The organism is Rhizobium nepotum 39/7, assembly GCF_000949865.1.
In the GTDB taxonomy this organism is placed as follows: Bacteria; Pseudomonadota; Alphaproteobacteria; order Rhizobiales; family Rhizobiaceae; genus Agrobacterium; species Agrobacterium nepotum.
The window spans coordinates 58,636-74,939 of record NZ_JWJH01000020.1 but is presented as its reverse complement, the minus strand read 5'-3'; the positions used below and the strand labels follow the sequence as shown (position 1 = coordinate 74,939).

12 protein-coding genes and 1 other RNA gene are annotated in these 16,304 nt (G+C 60.4%); 4 read left to right on the top strand and 9 right to left on the bottom strand.

The genetic code is table 11. The features are described from left to right. Positions 1 to 328: 328 nt before the first annotated feature. The 5 genes from hflC to RS75_RS20090 form a co-directional block, all read right to left on the bottom strand. Entirely contained in the window at positions 329 to 1,252 is a 924-nt protein-coding gene (hflC, locus tag RS75_RS20110) for a protease modulator HflC (RefSeq protein WP_045023778.1), read from the bottom strand. Position 1,253: 1 nt separating this feature from the next. After that, entirely contained in the window at positions 1,254 to 2,369 is a 1,116-nt protein-coding gene (gene hflK / locus RS75_RS20105; protein WP_045023776.1) for an FtsH protease activity modulator HflK, read from the bottom strand. Between the two features lie 143 nt (positions 2,370 to 2,512). Continuing rightward, the gene (locus RS75_RS20100; RefSeq protein ID WP_045023775.1) at positions 2,513 to 3,040 is read right to left on the bottom strand and encodes a dihydrofolate reductase; all 528 of its coding nucleotides are present in this window, start codon (positions 3,038 to 3,040) and stop codon (positions 2,513 to 2,515) included. Then, positions 3,037 to 3,831, bottom strand: coding sequence for a thymidylate synthase (locus tag RS75_RS20095; RefSeq protein WP_045023772.1), 795 nt, complete (start codon positions 3,829 to 3,831; stop codon positions 3,037 to 3,039). Before RS75_RS20095 ends, RS75_RS20100 begins: the two co-directional genes overlap by 4 nt. Before the next feature lie 97 nt (positions 3,832 to 3,928). Next, positions 3,929 to 4,237 carry a DUF2853 family protein gene (locus RS75_RS20090; protein WP_045023905.1) on the bottom strand — a complete coding sequence of 103 codons (309 nt, stop codon included), beginning with the start codon at positions 4,235 to 4,237 and terminating at the stop codon, positions 3,929 to 3,931. Positions 4,238 to 4,381: 144 nt separating this feature from the next. Between RS75_RS20090 and ssrA the strand changes: the two genes are divergently transcribed. From ssrA to RS75_RS20075, 4 genes are all read left to right on the top strand, one after another. Continuing rightward, positions 4,382 to 4,755: a transfer-messenger RNA gene (gene ssrA / locus RS75_RS25845) on the top strand. Positions 4,756 to 4,984: 229 nt separating this feature from the next. Continuing rightward, the gene (locus RS75_RS20085) at positions 4,985 to 5,497 is read left to right on the top strand and encodes an SspB family protein (RefSeq protein WP_045023770.1); all 513 of its coding nucleotides are present in this window, start codon (positions 4,985 to 4,987) and stop codon (positions 5,495 to 5,497) included. A gap of 44 nt (positions 5,498 to 5,541) precedes the next feature. Beyond that, positions 5,542 to 5,745, top strand: coding sequence for a DUF4169 family protein (locus tag RS75_RS20080; protein ID WP_045023768.1), 204 nt, complete (start codon positions 5,542 to 5,544; stop codon positions 5,743 to 5,745). A gap of 119 nt (positions 5,746 to 5,864) precedes the next feature. Further along, positions 5,865 to 6,074 carry a ribbon-helix-helix domain-containing protein gene (locus tag RS75_RS20075; protein WP_045023766.1) on the top strand — a complete coding sequence of 70 codons (210 nt, stop codon included), beginning with the start codon at positions 5,865 to 5,867 and terminating at the stop codon, positions 6,072 to 6,074. 381 nt (positions 6,075 to 6,455) lie between these two features. Here RS75_RS20075 and RS75_RS20070 read toward each other — a convergent pair whose 3' ends face one another. The 4 genes from RS75_RS20070 to RS75_RS20055 form a co-directional block, all read right to left on the bottom strand. Beyond that, on the bottom strand, positions 6,456 to 10,193 hold the full coding sequence (locus RS75_RS20070; RefSeq protein ID WP_045023764.1) for an AsmA family protein: 3,738 nt from the start codon (positions 10,191 to 10,193) through the stop codon (positions 6,456 to 6,458). A 91-nt stretch (positions 10,194 to 10,284) separates the two neighbouring features. Beyond that, entirely contained in the window at positions 10,285 to 11,697 is a 1,413-nt protein-coding gene (locus tag RS75_RS20065; protein WP_045023762.1) for an FAD-binding oxidoreductase, read from the bottom strand. 134 nt (positions 11,698 to 11,831) lie between these two features. Beyond that, on the bottom strand, positions 11,832 to 14,981 hold the full coding sequence (locus tag RS75_RS20060) for an efflux RND transporter permease subunit (RefSeq protein WP_045023760.1): 3,150 nt from the start codon (positions 14,979 to 14,981) through the stop codon (positions 11,832 to 11,834). Further along, positions 14,978 to 16,132 (bottom strand): efflux RND transporter periplasmic adaptor subunit, encoded by a 1,155-nt coding sequence (locus RS75_RS20055; protein WP_045023759.1) that lies wholly within the window; start codon positions 16,130 to 16,132, stop codon positions 14,978 to 14,980. The genes RS75_RS20060 and RS75_RS20055 overlap by 4 nt, the downstream gene beginning before the upstream one ends. Between the last annotated feature and the right edge of the window lie 172 nt (positions 16,133 to 16,304).

The following is a 16,304-nucleotide window of genomic DNA, read 5'->3' as shown; positions in this document are numbered from 1 at the left end:
CTTTGCATATATCGACAAAGCATAAGGCGGAATGATGAAGTGTAAAAATACCTTTTCGTGAACAGGCGAATGACGCCCTGCCCCTGTCCACAGCATTGGCACGAAAACCGGGTCAAAAGAAAGGGCCGGCCCAAACCAGTCCTCAAATTACCAACAACGGCTGCTCCCGCCCTCTCCTCCGTCATCATCGGGCCTGACCCAAGGATCCATAGCGCTCGGATCGTGGATTCTCGGATCGAGTCCGGGAAGGACGCCATGCGAGTGGAGATGTCCGTCAAAAAGAAAGGGCCGGTCAAAACCGGCCCCTCCAAAATCAGTCGATCCGCTATCAGTTCGCCGGTGCCGGTGCCGGTGCGGCCGGAGCCGGGGACGGAGCACCGTTGATATCGTTGAAATAACGGAAGAAGGTCGAGTCCGGGGACAGGACCAGCGTAGTGCCGGTTCCAGACAGTGCGCTGGAATAGGCCGCCATCGAACGATAGAACTCGAAGAAGCTCGGATCGCGCTGGAAAGCTTCACCGAAAACCCGGTTACGCTCCGCATCGCCCTCACCGCGCAACACTTCGGACTGGCGACGGGCGCCGGACTCGAATTCCACGACCTGACGATCGGCGATAGCGCGGCGGCGCTGGGCCTCCTCGTTACCGCGGGCGCGGATCAGCTCGGCTTCCGCCAGACGTTCCGACTTCATGCGTTCAAAGGTCTGCTGCGACACTTCCTGCGTCAGATCGGTACGGCGGATGCGGACATCCACGATGCTGAGGCCGAGCGATTCCGCATCGGTGCGCAGGTCGTCACGTACTTCTTGCATCATCGATGCACGCGCATCCGAGAGTGCGGATTCAAAACCGCGAAGACCGTAGACCCGGCGCAGCGATGCGTCGAGACGGGTGCGAAGACGCGATTCCGCCGACATCTGGTCGCCGGAAACCGTTTGCCGGAAGCGGCGCGCATCCGTGATGCGATAGACCACGAAGGCGTCGACCTCGTAGAACTTGCCGCCGGAAACCTGGACGCGGATGTTGTCGTGATCGAAGCGCAGCGCCCGGTTCTCGACATATTGCACGCGGTCGGCATCCATGAAGGCGAAGGGTAGCTTGAAATAGAGGCCCGGCGCCGTTTTCACGTCCTGGATTTGACCGAAGCGCACGACGATGGCCTGCTGGCGCTCGGTGACGACGAAGATCGACGAATAGCCGAGGAAAAGCACGGCCGCGAGACCGACGAGAATGGCCGTAAGACGGTTGCCCATATCAGTTGCCTCCCTGCTGTGTCGCGCCCGGATTGCCGCGCATGATCTCGTTCAGAGGCAGATAAGGCACCACACCCTGTTTTTCGTCGATGATGACCTTGTTGGAGCCCTTCAGGACCTGTTCCATGGTTTCCAGGAACATGCGCTGGCGGGTCACGTCAGGTGCCGTGCGATACTGGTCGTAGATGGAGATGAAGCGCTGCGCCTCACCCTCAGCCTCGTTGACGACACGCGACTTGTAGGCGTTCGCCTCTTCGACGATCTGCGCCGCCTGACCGCGTGCGGCGCCCAGCTTCTGGTTGGCGTACTGGTTGGCTTCCTGAACGAAACGATCCTCGTCCTGCTCGGCACGCTGCACTTCATCGAACGCGTCGGCCACTTCGCGCGGCGGCGCCGCATCTTCGATAGCCACGGCATTGATGGAAATACCGGCGCCGTAACCGTCCATGGTGGACTGGATGATGGTGCGGACATCCGCCGCGATCGCCTGACGGTTATCGCGGAAAATATCCTGTGCCGGACGACGGCCGACGACTTCGCGCATGGCGCTTTCGGAAACCTGCTGCAGGGTTTCGGCCGGGCTGTCGACGTTGAAGAGATAGGATTTCGGATCCGAAACGGTATAGAGCACCGAGAACTGCACATTGACGATGTTCTGGTCGCCGGTCAGCATCACGCCGCTCGACGAAGACGACGAAGCGCGCGAACCGATATTCTGCTGCTGTTCGGTCACCTTGACGATTTCAACCGTCTCGACCGGCCACAGATGGAAATGCAGGCCCGGCATCGAGATTTCATCCTTGGGACGGCCGAAACGCAGCTCAACGCCACGCTCGTCCGGCTGGACGGTGTAGATGGACTGGATGCCGAGGAATACCAGCACGACGAGAACAACGATCGCAACCGCGCCGCCATTGAAGCCGCCCGGCAGGACATTCTTGAAACGGTCCTGGCTGCGCCGGATGATCTCTTCCAGATCGGGCGGGCCGCCATTGCCGCCGCCACCGCCGCGAGGCTTGTTAGGCCCCTGTCCCCACGGGCCGCCACCGCCGCCCTGGTTGTTTCCGCCACCGCCGCCGCCCCAAGGGCCGCCGCCATTCTGATTGCTCCAGGGCATCAATACCTCTTTATAAAAGCCTCTCCCGATCCCGTTCGAAAGCGATTGCTCGCGTGCGGCGGGAATATGGACCCGTTATAAGAAGGAGAAGCGTCCGTTTCAACGCAGAGGTGGTAACTAAATACCCGATCAGGGTAAATAGTTCACTTTGACGCGGCTCTCCGCAAATAAGTGGTGAACAGAACCGGGTAATTGTCCTTTTCCCCTGCGGGAACGGCACTTTCCTCGATTTTTTCGAAAACGGCCGGGTCGATTTCCGGAAAAAAAGTGTCGCCATCGAGCTTTACGGCCACATGGGTGACGGAAAGTTGATCGGCAAACGGCATGGCCTGACGGTAAATTTCCCCACCGCCGGCCACGAAAACCTCATCCACACCCAGTTCTCCAGCCTTGCTTTCGGCAAGCTTCAGGGCGTCTTCCAGCGATGACGCAACGTCCACGCCTTCCGGCCTGTAGTCCGCGTTGCGGCTGACGATAATGTGCGGCCGGCCCGGCAAGGGGCGCTCGCCAACGGATAAAAACGTCTTGCGGCCCATGATGAGCGGCTTGCCCATCGTCATCGCCTTGAAGCGTTTGAGATCGGTGGAGAGTTTCCACGGCATATCGAGATCGCGGCCGATAACGCCGTTTTCCGAGACAGCGACGATGATGGTGACGCGCGGCCCGCTCATACCGCGATCGGCGCCTTGATGGTTGAATCTGCCTCGTAGTTCTCCAGCGTAAAGTCTTCGAACTTAAAGGAGAAAAGGTCTCTTACGTCAGGGTTGAGGCGCATGGTCGGCAAGGCCTTGGGCGTGCGGGTCATCTGCAGCCGCGCCTGCTCGAAATGGTTGGCATAGATATGCGCGTCGCCGAGCGTATGGACGAAATCGCCGGGCTTCAGCCCGGTAACCTGCGCAACCATCAACGTCAGAAGCGCGTAGGAGGCGATGTTGAACGGCACGCCGAGGAAAATATCGGCGGAACGCTGGTAGAGCTGGCAGGAAAGCCTGCCGTCCGAAACATAGAACTGGAACAGGCAATGGCAGGGCGGCAGCGCCATCTCGTCCACCAGCGCCGGGTTCCACGCCGAAACGATGTGGCGGCGGGAATTGGGGTTGGTTTTCAGGGCCTCGATCAGCAGCGCGATCTGGTCGATGTGACGTCCATCCGGAGCCGGCCAGGAGCGCCACTGCGCCCCGTAGACCGGACCGAGATCGCCATTCTCGTCAGCCCATTCGTCCCAGATGGAAACGCCGTTCTCCTTGAGATAGGCGATATTGGTATCGCCCTGCAGGAACCACAGGAGTTCATGGATGATCGAGCGCAGATGCAGCTTCTTGGTGGTCAGAACCGGAAAACCTTGCGCAAGGTCGAAACGCATCTGGTAACCGAAGACCGAGCGCGTGCCGGTGCCGGTGCGGTCTCCTCGGTCGGAGCCGGTATCCATCACATGCCGGAGAAGATCGAGATATTGTTTCATGCGTTCTGCCGCCGATTCCCTGATATCCAGGGAATATAATAGCACAGGGCGGCAGAACCAATCACCGGGGTCGTTTATCCCCGTTTTTCCGGGGAAATCAGAGCGACGGGAGTTTGCCCAGTTCCTTGGCCACCAGATAATAGAAGGTCACGCGCGACTTGGAGCGGTCCCCAGCCATGATCTTGCAAACCGCATCGATCGCCTTGTCGGCGCTGTCATCGGTAATGCCGAGTTTCTTGCCGCACCAGCTGGCCTTGACGCGTGCAAGCTCTTCCGGATCGGAAGCGGACACCAGCGATGAATCCCGGTTACGCAGTGCGATACCGAGATGTTTGACGATCTTGCCGACCACGGCTTCGTCGGCTGCTGCATCGTATTTCTTCACATCTGCGAGATAGTCAGTCATGTCCACTCCTTAGCGTGTGTCCCCGGCCCGGTGTTGTTTCAGGTGACCGGTTGTACGGAGAATGTGTCAGCAATCCCTCGTCGTCAAGAATTGTCTAAATTGCCGACGGAAAATATGAAACCTTTTCATGGAATTGTCACAGCCCCCCTTTTCTCGGCCAGTGGAAGCGCCTATATGAACCTTGCCGGGGCAACCCGGATATGGCGATAAACGGTCGGTGTAATAAACCTATTGGACCCGGGGGCGGTACCCGGCGCCTCCACCAAAAACCGGCGGGCCCGTTCGACGCGAAGGCCGGCTTTTGATGGGGGCGAAATAGGATCGACAAGGGCGTAAAGATCGAACTTTTGCTCGGCATGATACCGCCGTTATCGGGTCACAAGTGTAGTTGCAAATGACAACAACGCTAAGGAATACGCTCTCGCTGCCTAATGGCGGTGCGGGAATTCCGCTCTAAGCCCTCACGGTTAGCCCCGTGAGGCGGGGTTCGGAGGTACCTGGCAACAGAAACCTCCACCTTCTCCATTTTGCCTGAATTGGTTATATGATAGCTGACTTGTAATCGGCATCGGCTTTTCCGTTGCTGCCGTTCGGGACATTGCGTATACTTGGGCAACGCGTAGCCATCAGGATCGAAATTGATCCCGGCTCAAGGATTACGCGAAGATTCAAAGTGTTACAGCGTGCTTGGCGCATATGGCGCGCAGCGCTTTAAAAGACGTTCGAATAAGGGAAAGACAGGACCGCATGGGGCAGGATCATATCCGTTACGACATTCTCGCACAGGATGCCCTTCGCGGCGTTATTCGTAAAGTTTTGGGTGAAGTGGCCGCAACCGGCCGCCTGCCCGGAGACCATCATTTCTTCATCACATTCCTGACCGGCGCGCCCGGCGTGCGGATTTCGCAGCACCTCAAGTCCAAATATGCCGAGCAGATGACCATCGTCATCCAGCATCAGTTCTGGGATCTGAAGGTTACGGAAATCGGCTTCGAAATCGGCCTGTCCTTCTCCGATACGCCGGAAAAGCTGGTCGTTCCCTATAATGCCATTCGCGGTTTCTACGATCCCTCCGTCAATTTCGAGCTTGAGTTCGATGTGCCCCTGGCAGAAGAGGAAGAGCTGGAAGAGGCCGAAATCACCGCCTATCCCGTCTCGCACGAGGCAAAGCCGGCTTCCCCTTCCGAGCCCCCCAAGGCTGGCGAGGAAAAGAAGGAAGGCTCCGTCGTTTCGCTCGACGCCTTCCGCAAGAAGCAATAACGGCTTTCAGCCCGACCGCGCGAAGCTTAAGGAGACATATCCGCATGGCCGCCGATATCGTCAATCTGCGTCAGTTTAAGAAGCAGAAAGCCCGTAGCGAAAAAGAAAAACAGGCGGAGCAGAACCGCCTGTCCTTCGGCCGCGCCAAGGCGGAAAAAAACCTGACATCCGCCCTTAACGAGAAAGCCGAAAAGGCCCTCGATCAGGGACGGCTCGAAAAAGACGAAGACAGGACCGACAGGGACTGACGAGCCGGCGGCAAGACGCGGCCTGGCGGAACAAGCTCCTCGGGGAAATCGGAAAACTATCGCAAAACAGAGGCTTGCCGGCGAGACATGATTCAGATTGCCACCCGGAGACCGATCTGATGATCCGCAAGCACTCCACGACATTGCACGGCCACCGTACCAGCATTTCGCTCGAGGATGCCTTCTGGGACGAACTCAAAATCATTGCCGAAAAACGCAAGATCAGTTTCGCCGCCCTGCTCGCGGAAATAGACGACAACCGGCCCGCCGACAGCAATCTGTCCTCATCCTTGCGGGTCTACGTCCTGAACTGGCTCAAGACGAGATGATCTTTTCCGGCTGAAGCGCGATCCGGCCCGGCTGCTGCCTCCGCCGACTACAAATATTCCCGCCGAAAACTCGTAACGCCGCGAAAGTATTCATTAAACATTCCCGGCCTAATCTACGTCTCAAGGCATCCCCGTATTGCGTAGCCTTGCTTTCAGACCTTTCCAGCCCACATCCGTTACGAGGCGAGCCATGTATCGGGCCATCCCGAGAATAGGCATCACGGGCTTCCATCCTCTCCTCGTCCTATACCGCTTCGGCACCCTGACGAAGGCGACAAACTCCCGCGTCAGGCTCACCCCGGAAATAACATCCAATTCGACAACGGGTTCCGCACCCTCTCGGCATGAGAGGCGGCTGCATTCTCCCTTGCACTAGAAGAGTTACGGACCGGCGGGAGCGTTCTCCGGCGGCGCCAGTTGCCTGATCGCGTTTTCCGTTGGAGGCACCATCAGAGCCGGCGCGGATTGCCGTTCGGGAACGGGTTGCTGCTGCTGTTGTTGTTGTTGTTGTTGTTGTTGTTGTTGTTGTTGTAACAACCGCTCCTGCTGTTCCTTTTCCTGCCGCAGACGTTCTTCGGCCACGGCCTTCAGCCGCGCCTCCTCATCCGCCTTGGCCTTGGCCTCAGCCTCCGCCCGCTCTTTTTCGGCCTGACGTTCGGCTGCCTGGAAACGATAAAGCGCCACTTCACGGCGCAGGCGCTGCTTTTCGAGAACGCTGGCCTGCATGGCCTCCACGCGGCGGCGTTCCTTTTCGAAAGCCCGGAGCGACAGATAATTGCCGAGCGCCGAAACATCGGTCGTCAAGGCCGGTGCGGCAAGCGGACCGTTATAATTCAGGCGCACCGACGGCTCGGCCCCGGCGACAGCCTCCGTGCCGGGATTGAAGAGAAGATCGAGATCGCCGTTCACGGTTAAAGCCGCAAGATCGACCGTGGCATCGCCGGTGAGCGTCACCGGATCGATCCCTGCCCGCAAGTTCTTGAAGTGAAGCGCACCGCCATTCAGCGTGAACGGCAAGGCCACATCGCTGAGCGATATTTCACCCTGCCACAGGCTCTGGTCGACCAGGGGCCGCACCTTGGGCGCATCAATCGGTTGCGGCAAGGTTTCCGCCGCCTGGAGGATCGGCAGAAAGGCGCCGGGATTGAGCCCTTTGAGCACCAGCCCGCTGGCGCGGACTTCACCCGAACCGCCCGAGGACTTCAGGATTTCGCCGACGCTTTTGCCCGTCGATTCGGCGGTCAGGTCGATCGCCGCCCGGCCCGTCGCGACCGGACCGTTGGCGTTCACCCACAATATCGCCTCTGGATTGGCGTCGCTCACGGCGATTTTGGTGCGGAAAATGCCCGCCCCCTCGCCCGTGGACATGGCAAGTCTGCCCGTCAGCTTACCCCCCATGAAGGTGCCTGAGACATCGTCGAGCGCGAGGCTGCCCTCATCATGTGTGACCTTGGCCGAAAGACCCGTGACAGTGCCGAAGGGACCGGCCTCGAAACTTTCCGCTTTCAGCGACAGCGACGCCTTGAGCTGCGGGAAAGCCGGCATGGCCAGCGGCTTGGCGTTGAGAGCACCGGTTTCCGGGTCGATCACCGGGCCGTAGATCGCGTCTCCGAGCCAGGCGAGATCAGCGGTCCTGACGGCAAGATCGCCGGTTACGGGATGCGGTGCCGCGCGCTGAAACGTCAGATTGCCCGAGAAGGGATTACCGCCCGCCTGCCCGCCGAGCGAAGAAAACGCAACCTGTTGCGCCTCCACCGCCATTTTCCCGTTTGCCTTCAATGCCATTCCGCCGCCAAGCTGCGGCAGACCGACGGCGTTCATGATGAGATATGGTTCGATATCGGCGCTTTCCAGCGCCAGATCCGCGCTCCCCTCGCCAAAATTGGCGGCCGAAACGGCAAAGGACCCGATCATCGAAAAATGCGTGCGCTCCGTCGAGAAGCGGATATCGGTCTGGACGGGGGAGCCGAGCGTGCCGTTGAGCTTGACGGAGAGAAGCCCCTCCCCGTCCGCATCGAACGGCAGCGGATCAAGCCCCGCCTGCCCGAACAGGATCGCCGTCGACTGGTTTTTCAGGACCGCTTCCAGCGACATGGCCGTATCGTCGGTAATCGACAGGAAATCCGGCATCTTGGCCACGGCAGACAGGCGGCTGCCATTGACGGTGCCGGAAACGGCGACATTGGCGCCACCATTGTCGCTATTGACCGAAACATCCATGGAAAGATCGGAATTGGCGTACCAAGGTGCGCTGGCCGCCAGCCGGCCAAGGAATGGATGATTCGGCAACTTCTGCTGCAGCATCGTGAAGAATGGCTGCATATCGGTCGCATGCAGGTTCACCGTGCCCTTGCCGGCATATTTCAGCAGCGACCCCTGCAACTGCCCCGTCGCCCGAACCTCCGCGCCAGCAATATCGCCGGCCGTCATCTTTTCAAGCGAGAGAACGCCGCCCGCGATGCTGAAGGCGGTTTCCACATGATTTGCGGTCACGCCGGCCATATTGAACCGGTCGGCCTTGAACTTGGCGTCGATGCGATGGTCGAGGACCGAGCTTCCGACCTGATCGCCGAGCGCCAGACTGCCCAGCGCCTTCAAGGCGTCAAGGTCGATCTCGTTGCCGGCAAGATCGATGGAAAGATTGGAGGTCTTGCCGTCGGAGCGCCGTTCCAGCTCTCCTTTCAGCGAAGCGTCGCCAATGGCAAGCTCGAGATTGTCGAAACGCTGGTTGAGCGTCGTCAGCGAGACATCCGCGGAAAAACCGGCCGCATTGAGTTGCCGGATCGCCGGATCGACCGAACCGGAAAGCCAGTTCGCCAGCCCTGAGGGCTGGTTGGAGGCAAGGAGCAGATTACCGTTGAAGGCGGGGCCGCCGAGAAGCGTCAGGGAACCCTTGGCTTCCAGCTGCGTCCTGCCGGGCAGCGTCGCCACGGCGTTCACCACCTGCCAGCCGCTGCCCTCCGGGCGCACATCCAGCCGGATGTCGCGAATGGTCGTGTCATCGGAAACGAGTGCTGGAAGGCTGATGCTCGCCTTGCCCGGCACCGGCGGAACCGGAATGCGGGCGACCATGGCGGCAAAGGCTTCGATGCGCTGGCGCACGGAAGTCGTCGGCTGGCGCGAGGTCTTGCCCGTCTGCACCACAGGCGGCGCGAAACGGTTGACATCGATCTGCTGGCCATCCGCCGTCAACAGGAATTCCGGCTTCGCACCGGTATCCAGCGTCGCCTCGCCGGTAACCACATAGGGATTTTCGCTGCCGCCAAGTTCCATGCGGTAGCTCGGTATGCGCACGCTTTCATTCGTCAGTTCGAAACTGCCGCGGGTGCGCGGCGACGAAAACAGCGATTGCCCCGCCTGCTGCTTCTGCTTTTCGTCTTCCTTGAAACTGAACGCGAAGGAGCCGCTATAGGCGGGCTTCCCAGCCGTTGCCGCAATCGCACCATCCAGATCGACCTCGACCGGATGCTCGTCGGGTACCACACGGACCCGCAGCCCCATGCGGCCGGCGGCATAGTCCGGCTCGCTGCTGGAGAGCGAGAACGAACCCGGATGCCCGTCGACGGCGGCGCGTCCCTCCGCCTTCCACGGTCCGGCCAGCGAATTGGCGGACATGTCGGCGTTAAGGCCGGTCACCACACGGTTGCGGCCGGATTGCTCATCGATGAATTCGATCTGCCCGCCTTCGATCTGTACGCTTTCCAGAACCACGGTGCGGGCGGGAATTTCCGCCCGGCTGCCGCGCATCCAGTCCAGAGTACCGTCTTTCAACAGGCGGATCTTGGCCTTCGGTTCCTCGATGCGCATGTCGAAGATACGCGCTTCACCGGAAAGGAAAGGTGCCAGCTCGGCATCCATGGAAAAACGAGCCACCTGAATGAGCGGCGATCCATCCGCATCCGTTCCGGCGCGCACGTCATGCAGAGTAACCGAAGGGAAAGGCAGGAGCCGGGCTTCGACGCGGCCATGCACCACCACCTTCTTGCCCAGAATGCGGCTTGCCTGATCCTCGAAATCACGGCGGAAATCCGTCCAGTCGACGAAATAGGGAATGAGCAGCGCCGAAAACAGCACCACGGCCAGCAGTCCGCCCAGAAAAACCAGAATACGCCCGAGCACTGACCTGCATCTCCCTTCGCGAACGCTGCAAACCTATTCTTATTTGCCTTAACGGCAAGCAGCCTTTTGTACCAATCAATTGTGAGAATGATCAGACAAGACGGAACAACTTGCCCGGATTGAAGATGTTATCGGGGTCGAGCGACGTTTTGATGGCACGCATGACATCGAGCGCATTTCCCGCTTCTTCGGCCAGAAAGCTCATCTTGCCCTGGCCGATACCGTGTTCGCCGGTGCAGGTGCCGTCCATGGCGATGGCCCGGCGGTTGAGGCGGGCAACAAAAGCTTCGGTTTTCGCAACACTTTCGGCATCCTTACCGTCAAAGAGGATGAGCACATGGAAATTGCCATCGCCCGCATGGCCGACGATCGGCGCCAGAAAGCCGTTTTCCTTGATATCCCGCTGGGTTTCCACCACGCAATCCGCCAGTCTCGAAATCGGCACGCAGACATCGGTGGAAAGCCCGTCGAGATGGGGTGCAAGCGCACGCGAGGCCCAATAGGCGTCATGCCGCGCCTTCCAGAGCTTGTTGCGCTCGGCCGCATCGCTCGTCCAGCGGAAATCGACACCACCGCATTCCGCCGCGATCTCGGCAAATTGCTGCGATTGCAGCGCCGCCGTCTCCTCGGTGCCGTGGAACTCCACGAACAGCGTCGGCTTTTCCGCATAATTCAGGCCGGAATAGGCGTTGCAGGCCCGCACCTGCACTTCGTCCAGCAATTCAATGCGCGCAACCGGAACACCCATCTGGATCGTCATGATGACAGCATCGCAAGCCGCCTGAATGCTGTCGAAAGTGCAGACCCCACCGGCGATCTTTTCCGGGATGCCCTGCAACCGCAGCGTAACGGATGTCAGAACCCCGAGCGTACCCTCGGCGCCCACGAACAGCCGTGTCAGATCGTAACCGGCCGACGACTTGCGGGCGCGCCGCGCCGTGCGGATTTCCTCGCCATTGGCGACGACGGCGGTAACGGCCAGAACATTGTCCTTCATGGTGCCGTAACGCACGGCATTGGTGCCCGACGCCCGCGTGGACGCCATGCCGCCGATGGACGCATTGGCGCCCGGATCGATCGGGAAAAACAGCCCGGTATCGCGCAGATAGACGTTGAGGTCTTCGCGCGTAACACCCGGCTCCACCGTCACGTCAAGATCTTCGGCATTCACCTCAATGATGCGATTCATCCGGCTGAAATCGATGCATATTCCGCCATTCGGCGCATTGACCTGCCCTTCCAGCGAAGACCCTGTTCCGAACGGAATGACCGGCACCTTATAGTGCGCGCAGGCCTTCACCACGGCTTTCACATCATCGGCGCTCTCGGCAAAAACGACACCATCAGGCGCCTGCAAAGTGAGATAGGTGGTGGTATGACCGTGCTGCTCACGAAACGCCTGACCGGTCTGGAGCTTGTCGCCGAGCTGCTGCTTCAGCACCACAAGCACCGAGGCAATGCCCTCTTCGTTCCGCTTCCCCGCCACCACATCTTTCAGCGCCATCATCCATCTCCACCGCAAGATACCGCCGTAACGGACTCGATCCGTTACGAAATTCCGTTGCGTGGTATGGGATACGGCTGAGGCTTTGTCCAGCATCGCGACTGCGCCAAACAGCGTTTGGCGGCAACCGTTTTCTATTCCGCCGCCAGCAGCTGCTTGTCCTCCTCCAGCGCCTTCCGACGCGCGGCAAGTTCCAGTTCGCGGTGGAGGCGAATTTCCTCATCCGCCTGTGGCTTGGCAAAACGGGCAATCAGCAGGTAGGAGACCGGAGTGATGTAGAGTGTCACCAGCGTCGCAAAACCCAGACCGCCGACGATGACCCAGCCGAGCGCTATGCGTGCTTCCGCACCCGCACCCTGCGCCAGCACCAGCGGCACGCCACCGAGAATGGTGGCGATCATCGTCATCATCACCGGGCGCAGGCGGATGCTGGTGGCCTTTTCGATGGCTTCGCGCACGGTTGCGCCCTGATCGCGCAGATGATTGGCGAATTCCACGATGAGGATGCCGTTCTTCGCCATCACGCCGACCAGAAGCACAAGCCCGATCTGACTATAGACATTGAGGCTCGATCCGGTGACGAGCAGCGCGATGACGGCGCAGGCGAGACCGAGCGGCACCGTCGACATGATGATGATCGAACTCAGAACGCTTTCGAACTGCGCGGCGAGCACGAGGAAGATGATGGCGATGGCGAAACCGAAGGTCAGCAGCATGCCGCTCGAATTTTCCTCAAGCGTCGCTGCCTCGCCAAGCGGCAGGAGGCGTGCGCCGGGCGGCAGGACGGACCGCGAAAGCTCGTTCACCTTTTCCAGCGCCTGACCAAGCGAGACGCCATCCTTGAGGTTAGCGGTAAAGCCGACGGAGGGAAGTTGCTGCTCGCGGTTCAGCTGCGGCGCCACCGCATTTTCCTTCAGCGTCGCGATGACCGACATCGGAACGATCTTGCCGTCACCCGTTTTCAGGAAGACATTTTCGAGATCGGTCGGGTCGTTGATCGGCCGGGTGGAGGATAGCAGGCGGACCGGGATCGCATCGCCATCCACGAAGACGTCGACGATCGAGCGTCCTTCCAGCAGCGATTGCATGGCGCGCGACAGGCCGGTGATATCGATGCCGAGATCGGAGGCGCGCTCGCGGTCGATGGAGACGGAAAGCTGCGCCTGATTGGGTTCGTTGTCAAAACGCGGCGTATCGAACAGGCCGCTTTCTTCCATGGAAAGCAGCAATTTCTGCGTCGCGGCGGTCAGCGCCTGATAGTTGCTGCCGACCATCGCCATCTGCAAGCCGTTGCCCGCGCCGCGAATCCTGAGGCTGTTCGGCTGCATCGCATTGCCGCGCAGCGCCGGCACCCTGTTGGCGGCGGAGGTGACGTCTGCGGCGATCTGGTTCTGCGTGCGCTCGCGATCGGCCCAGGGCGCCAGCGTCAACACCAGAAAGCCGGTATTGGAGGAACCGTTCATGCCGGTGATGGAGTAAATACTGCGGATTTCACCACTGTCGCGCAGCGGCTGGAGATTTTCCTCGATCCGCTGCAATTGGTCGCGCGTATAGTCGAGGCTGACGCCCTGCGGCGCCGTCACGCGCATCATGACCGAGGCCCGGTCCTCACGCGGCGTCAACTCGTTCTGGATCATGCCGAAGGCAATCCACGACAGGCCGGAAAAGACGAGCGCGACGATGATGACGATCAGCGGATTGTTGAGGCAGGCGGCAAGCGTCGTCTTGTAGGTGGCGGCAAAGACATTGCCGAACCAGGCGAGCGGCCCCGTGGGCTCTTTCAATCCTTCCTTCAGCATCCGCGAGGCGAGCATCGGACAAAGCGTCAGCGCCACGATGGAGGAAAGGCCGACTGCAAAGGCGAGCACGAAACCGAACTCACGGAAAAGGCCGCCAAGCTGGCCCGGCAGAAAAGAGAGCGGAATGAACACGGCGGCAAGCGTCGCCGTCGTCGCGATCACCGCGAAGAACACTTCCTGGGTTCCGAGAACGGCGGCGGCGCGCGGACCCATGCCTTCCGCCCGGCGGCGCACGATATTTTCCAGCACCACGATCGCGTCGTCGACCACGAGACCCGTAGCAAGGACAATAGCGAGCAACGTCAGGATATTGATCGAGAAGCCGACCATGTAGATTGCGACGATGGTGCCGATCAGCGCCACCGGCATGGTGATCGCCGGAATGAGGGTCGCCCGCCAGTCGCGCAGGAACAGATAAAGCACGACGACAACGATGAGCGCCGAAAGACCAAGCGCCAGCTCCACCTCGTGCAGCGCGCCTTCGATGAAGACGGCATCGTCGCTGGTGACGATGATGCGCGTGCCTTCCGGCAGGTTGACAGACATGGCATCGACGGCGGCCTTCACGCCGGTGGAGATATTCAGCGTATTGGACTGCGCCTGCCGGATGACGCCGAGACCGACACCCTGCACGCCGTTGGAGCGCAGCGAGGTGGATTCGTCGTCCGCGCCCAGCATGACGGTCGCAACGTCACGCAGGCGGATATTGCTCTTGATGAGAAGGTTCGAAAAATCCTCCGGCTTCGTCAGGCTGGCCGTGGCGCGCACGACGATGTCCTGCGTAGCGCTTTTCAGCGATCCCGCCGGCATATCAAGGGCAGCACTGGCCAGCGCGTTCGCGACATCGGTGACAGTCAAGCCACGGCTGGCAAGCGCCGCCTGATTGAGATCGACGCGGAAGACCTTTTCCTGATCGCCGTAAAGCTCCACATCCGCCACGCCATCGACGGCGGCCAGGCGGTCGATGACCTCATCATCCACCAGCTTGGTCAGATCCTCCATGCTGAGCGTGGACGATGTGACGGCAAGACGCATGATCGGCTGGCTGTCGGAATCCGCCTTGATGATCTGCGGTTCGTCGGCATCATCAGGCAACTGGTTAGTCACACGGCCGATAGCGTCGCGGACATCGTTTGCGGCAACGGCCATATCGACGTTGTCGCCGAATTCCATCGTTACGCGGCTGGTGCCGAACTGCGAGTTGGAGGAGATGGATTTGACGCCGCTGACGCGCGCCACCGCACCCTCGATCGTCTGCGTCACTTCCTGGTCGATGGTTTCGGGCGCAGCACCCTCGTAAGTCGTCCTGACGCTGATGGTCGGCCGGTCCACATCCGGCAGCTCACGCACTTCGACACCCACCAGCGCGGCAAGGCCGGCGACGACAAGCAAGGTATTGAGAACCGCCGCCAGAATGGGGCGGCGAACGAACAATGCGGTAAATGCGAGCTTGGAGTCCTGAGCGGGAGGCGACTGCGTCGTCATTGGCTGGCAACCTCCTCGGGCTTCGGCTGGCTGGCGACGCGGACCACGCCGCCTTCCCGCACCCGCTGCAATCCTTCGGTCACGACCTGCTCGCCCTCCGCCAGTTCCGCCTTCACGAGGACGGCGTCGGGATTGCGCTGCACGATCTGCACGCGCACCTTGCCGGATTTATTGTCGGTCACGCGCCAGACATAGGAGCCTTCGGCATCCCATTGCACCGCCAGCGGATCGACGGAAGCGTAGGTCTCTCCGGCAAAACGCATGGTGACGCCGAAAGACATGCCGGCCCGCAATTCGTCCTTGTCATTGCCGAGCCGCGCCCGGATGCGGATGGTGCGGCTCGCCGCGTCGACACGGTTGTCGACAGCCTCGACCTCGCCCTTGAACGTCTCGCCGGGACGCGAAATCGAGGTGGCTTCCACCGGCATTCCAACCGTGATCGCGGTTGCGAACCGTTCCGGCGCCCAGAAGTTGACCAGAATTTCGGAACGGTCGTCGATGCTGACGATGGTCGATTGCGTCGTGACATTGTCGCCGATATTGGCGGCCACGATACCGGCCACACCCTCTATCGGCGCGACGATATCGCGGCGCCTGAGGTTCAGTTCGGCGGTGCTGAGCGCGAGTTTCGCGGCCTCCTCGGCAATCTGCGCGTCCAGCACATCAAGGCGGGAGACGGATCTCAGGTTCTTGTAGGAATTCGATTTTTCGACAGCGCTGCGCAACGCTACCTGCGCCTTGTCCCGCTCGATCACCTGCTCCTCGTCATCGAGCCGCGCAAGCACCTGCCCCTTCACGACGCGAGCGCCGGATGAAACACGAATTTCGGAAAGCGTGCCGGAGGTCTGCGGCATGACGACGACCGACTGGATCGCTTCGCCATTGCCGATGGCGTTCAGCCTGTCATTGACCGTGCCTTTTTTGACCGGAGTCATCACCACCAGGGTCGTATTGCCGTTGCGCCGTGCGCCGCCCGCACCTTGCCCGGATGGCGAGCCTGATGTCGCGGCAACCTCGACAGCACCGGCCGGCATTTTGCCGATCCCGATACCGGCAAGCAAATTGCGGGCCTCGGGCGAATAAAAGCCCCAAAGACAGAGCCCCGTTCCCGCCACGGCAAGACAGACACCCACCTGTTTCCAGACCCGCATACAATTCTCCGGTTAATCCGCACAGCATATCCGTCCCGAAAAAGACCTTCGCGGAACGTTTGAAGTATTCCCGCATGCCTTGACGAAGGCAACGCACAAATCCGTTTCTTACATAATTGTAATTTGTGATGAATTGTCGTCGAAAGCACCCCGACGGCCATTTCTATCGCAA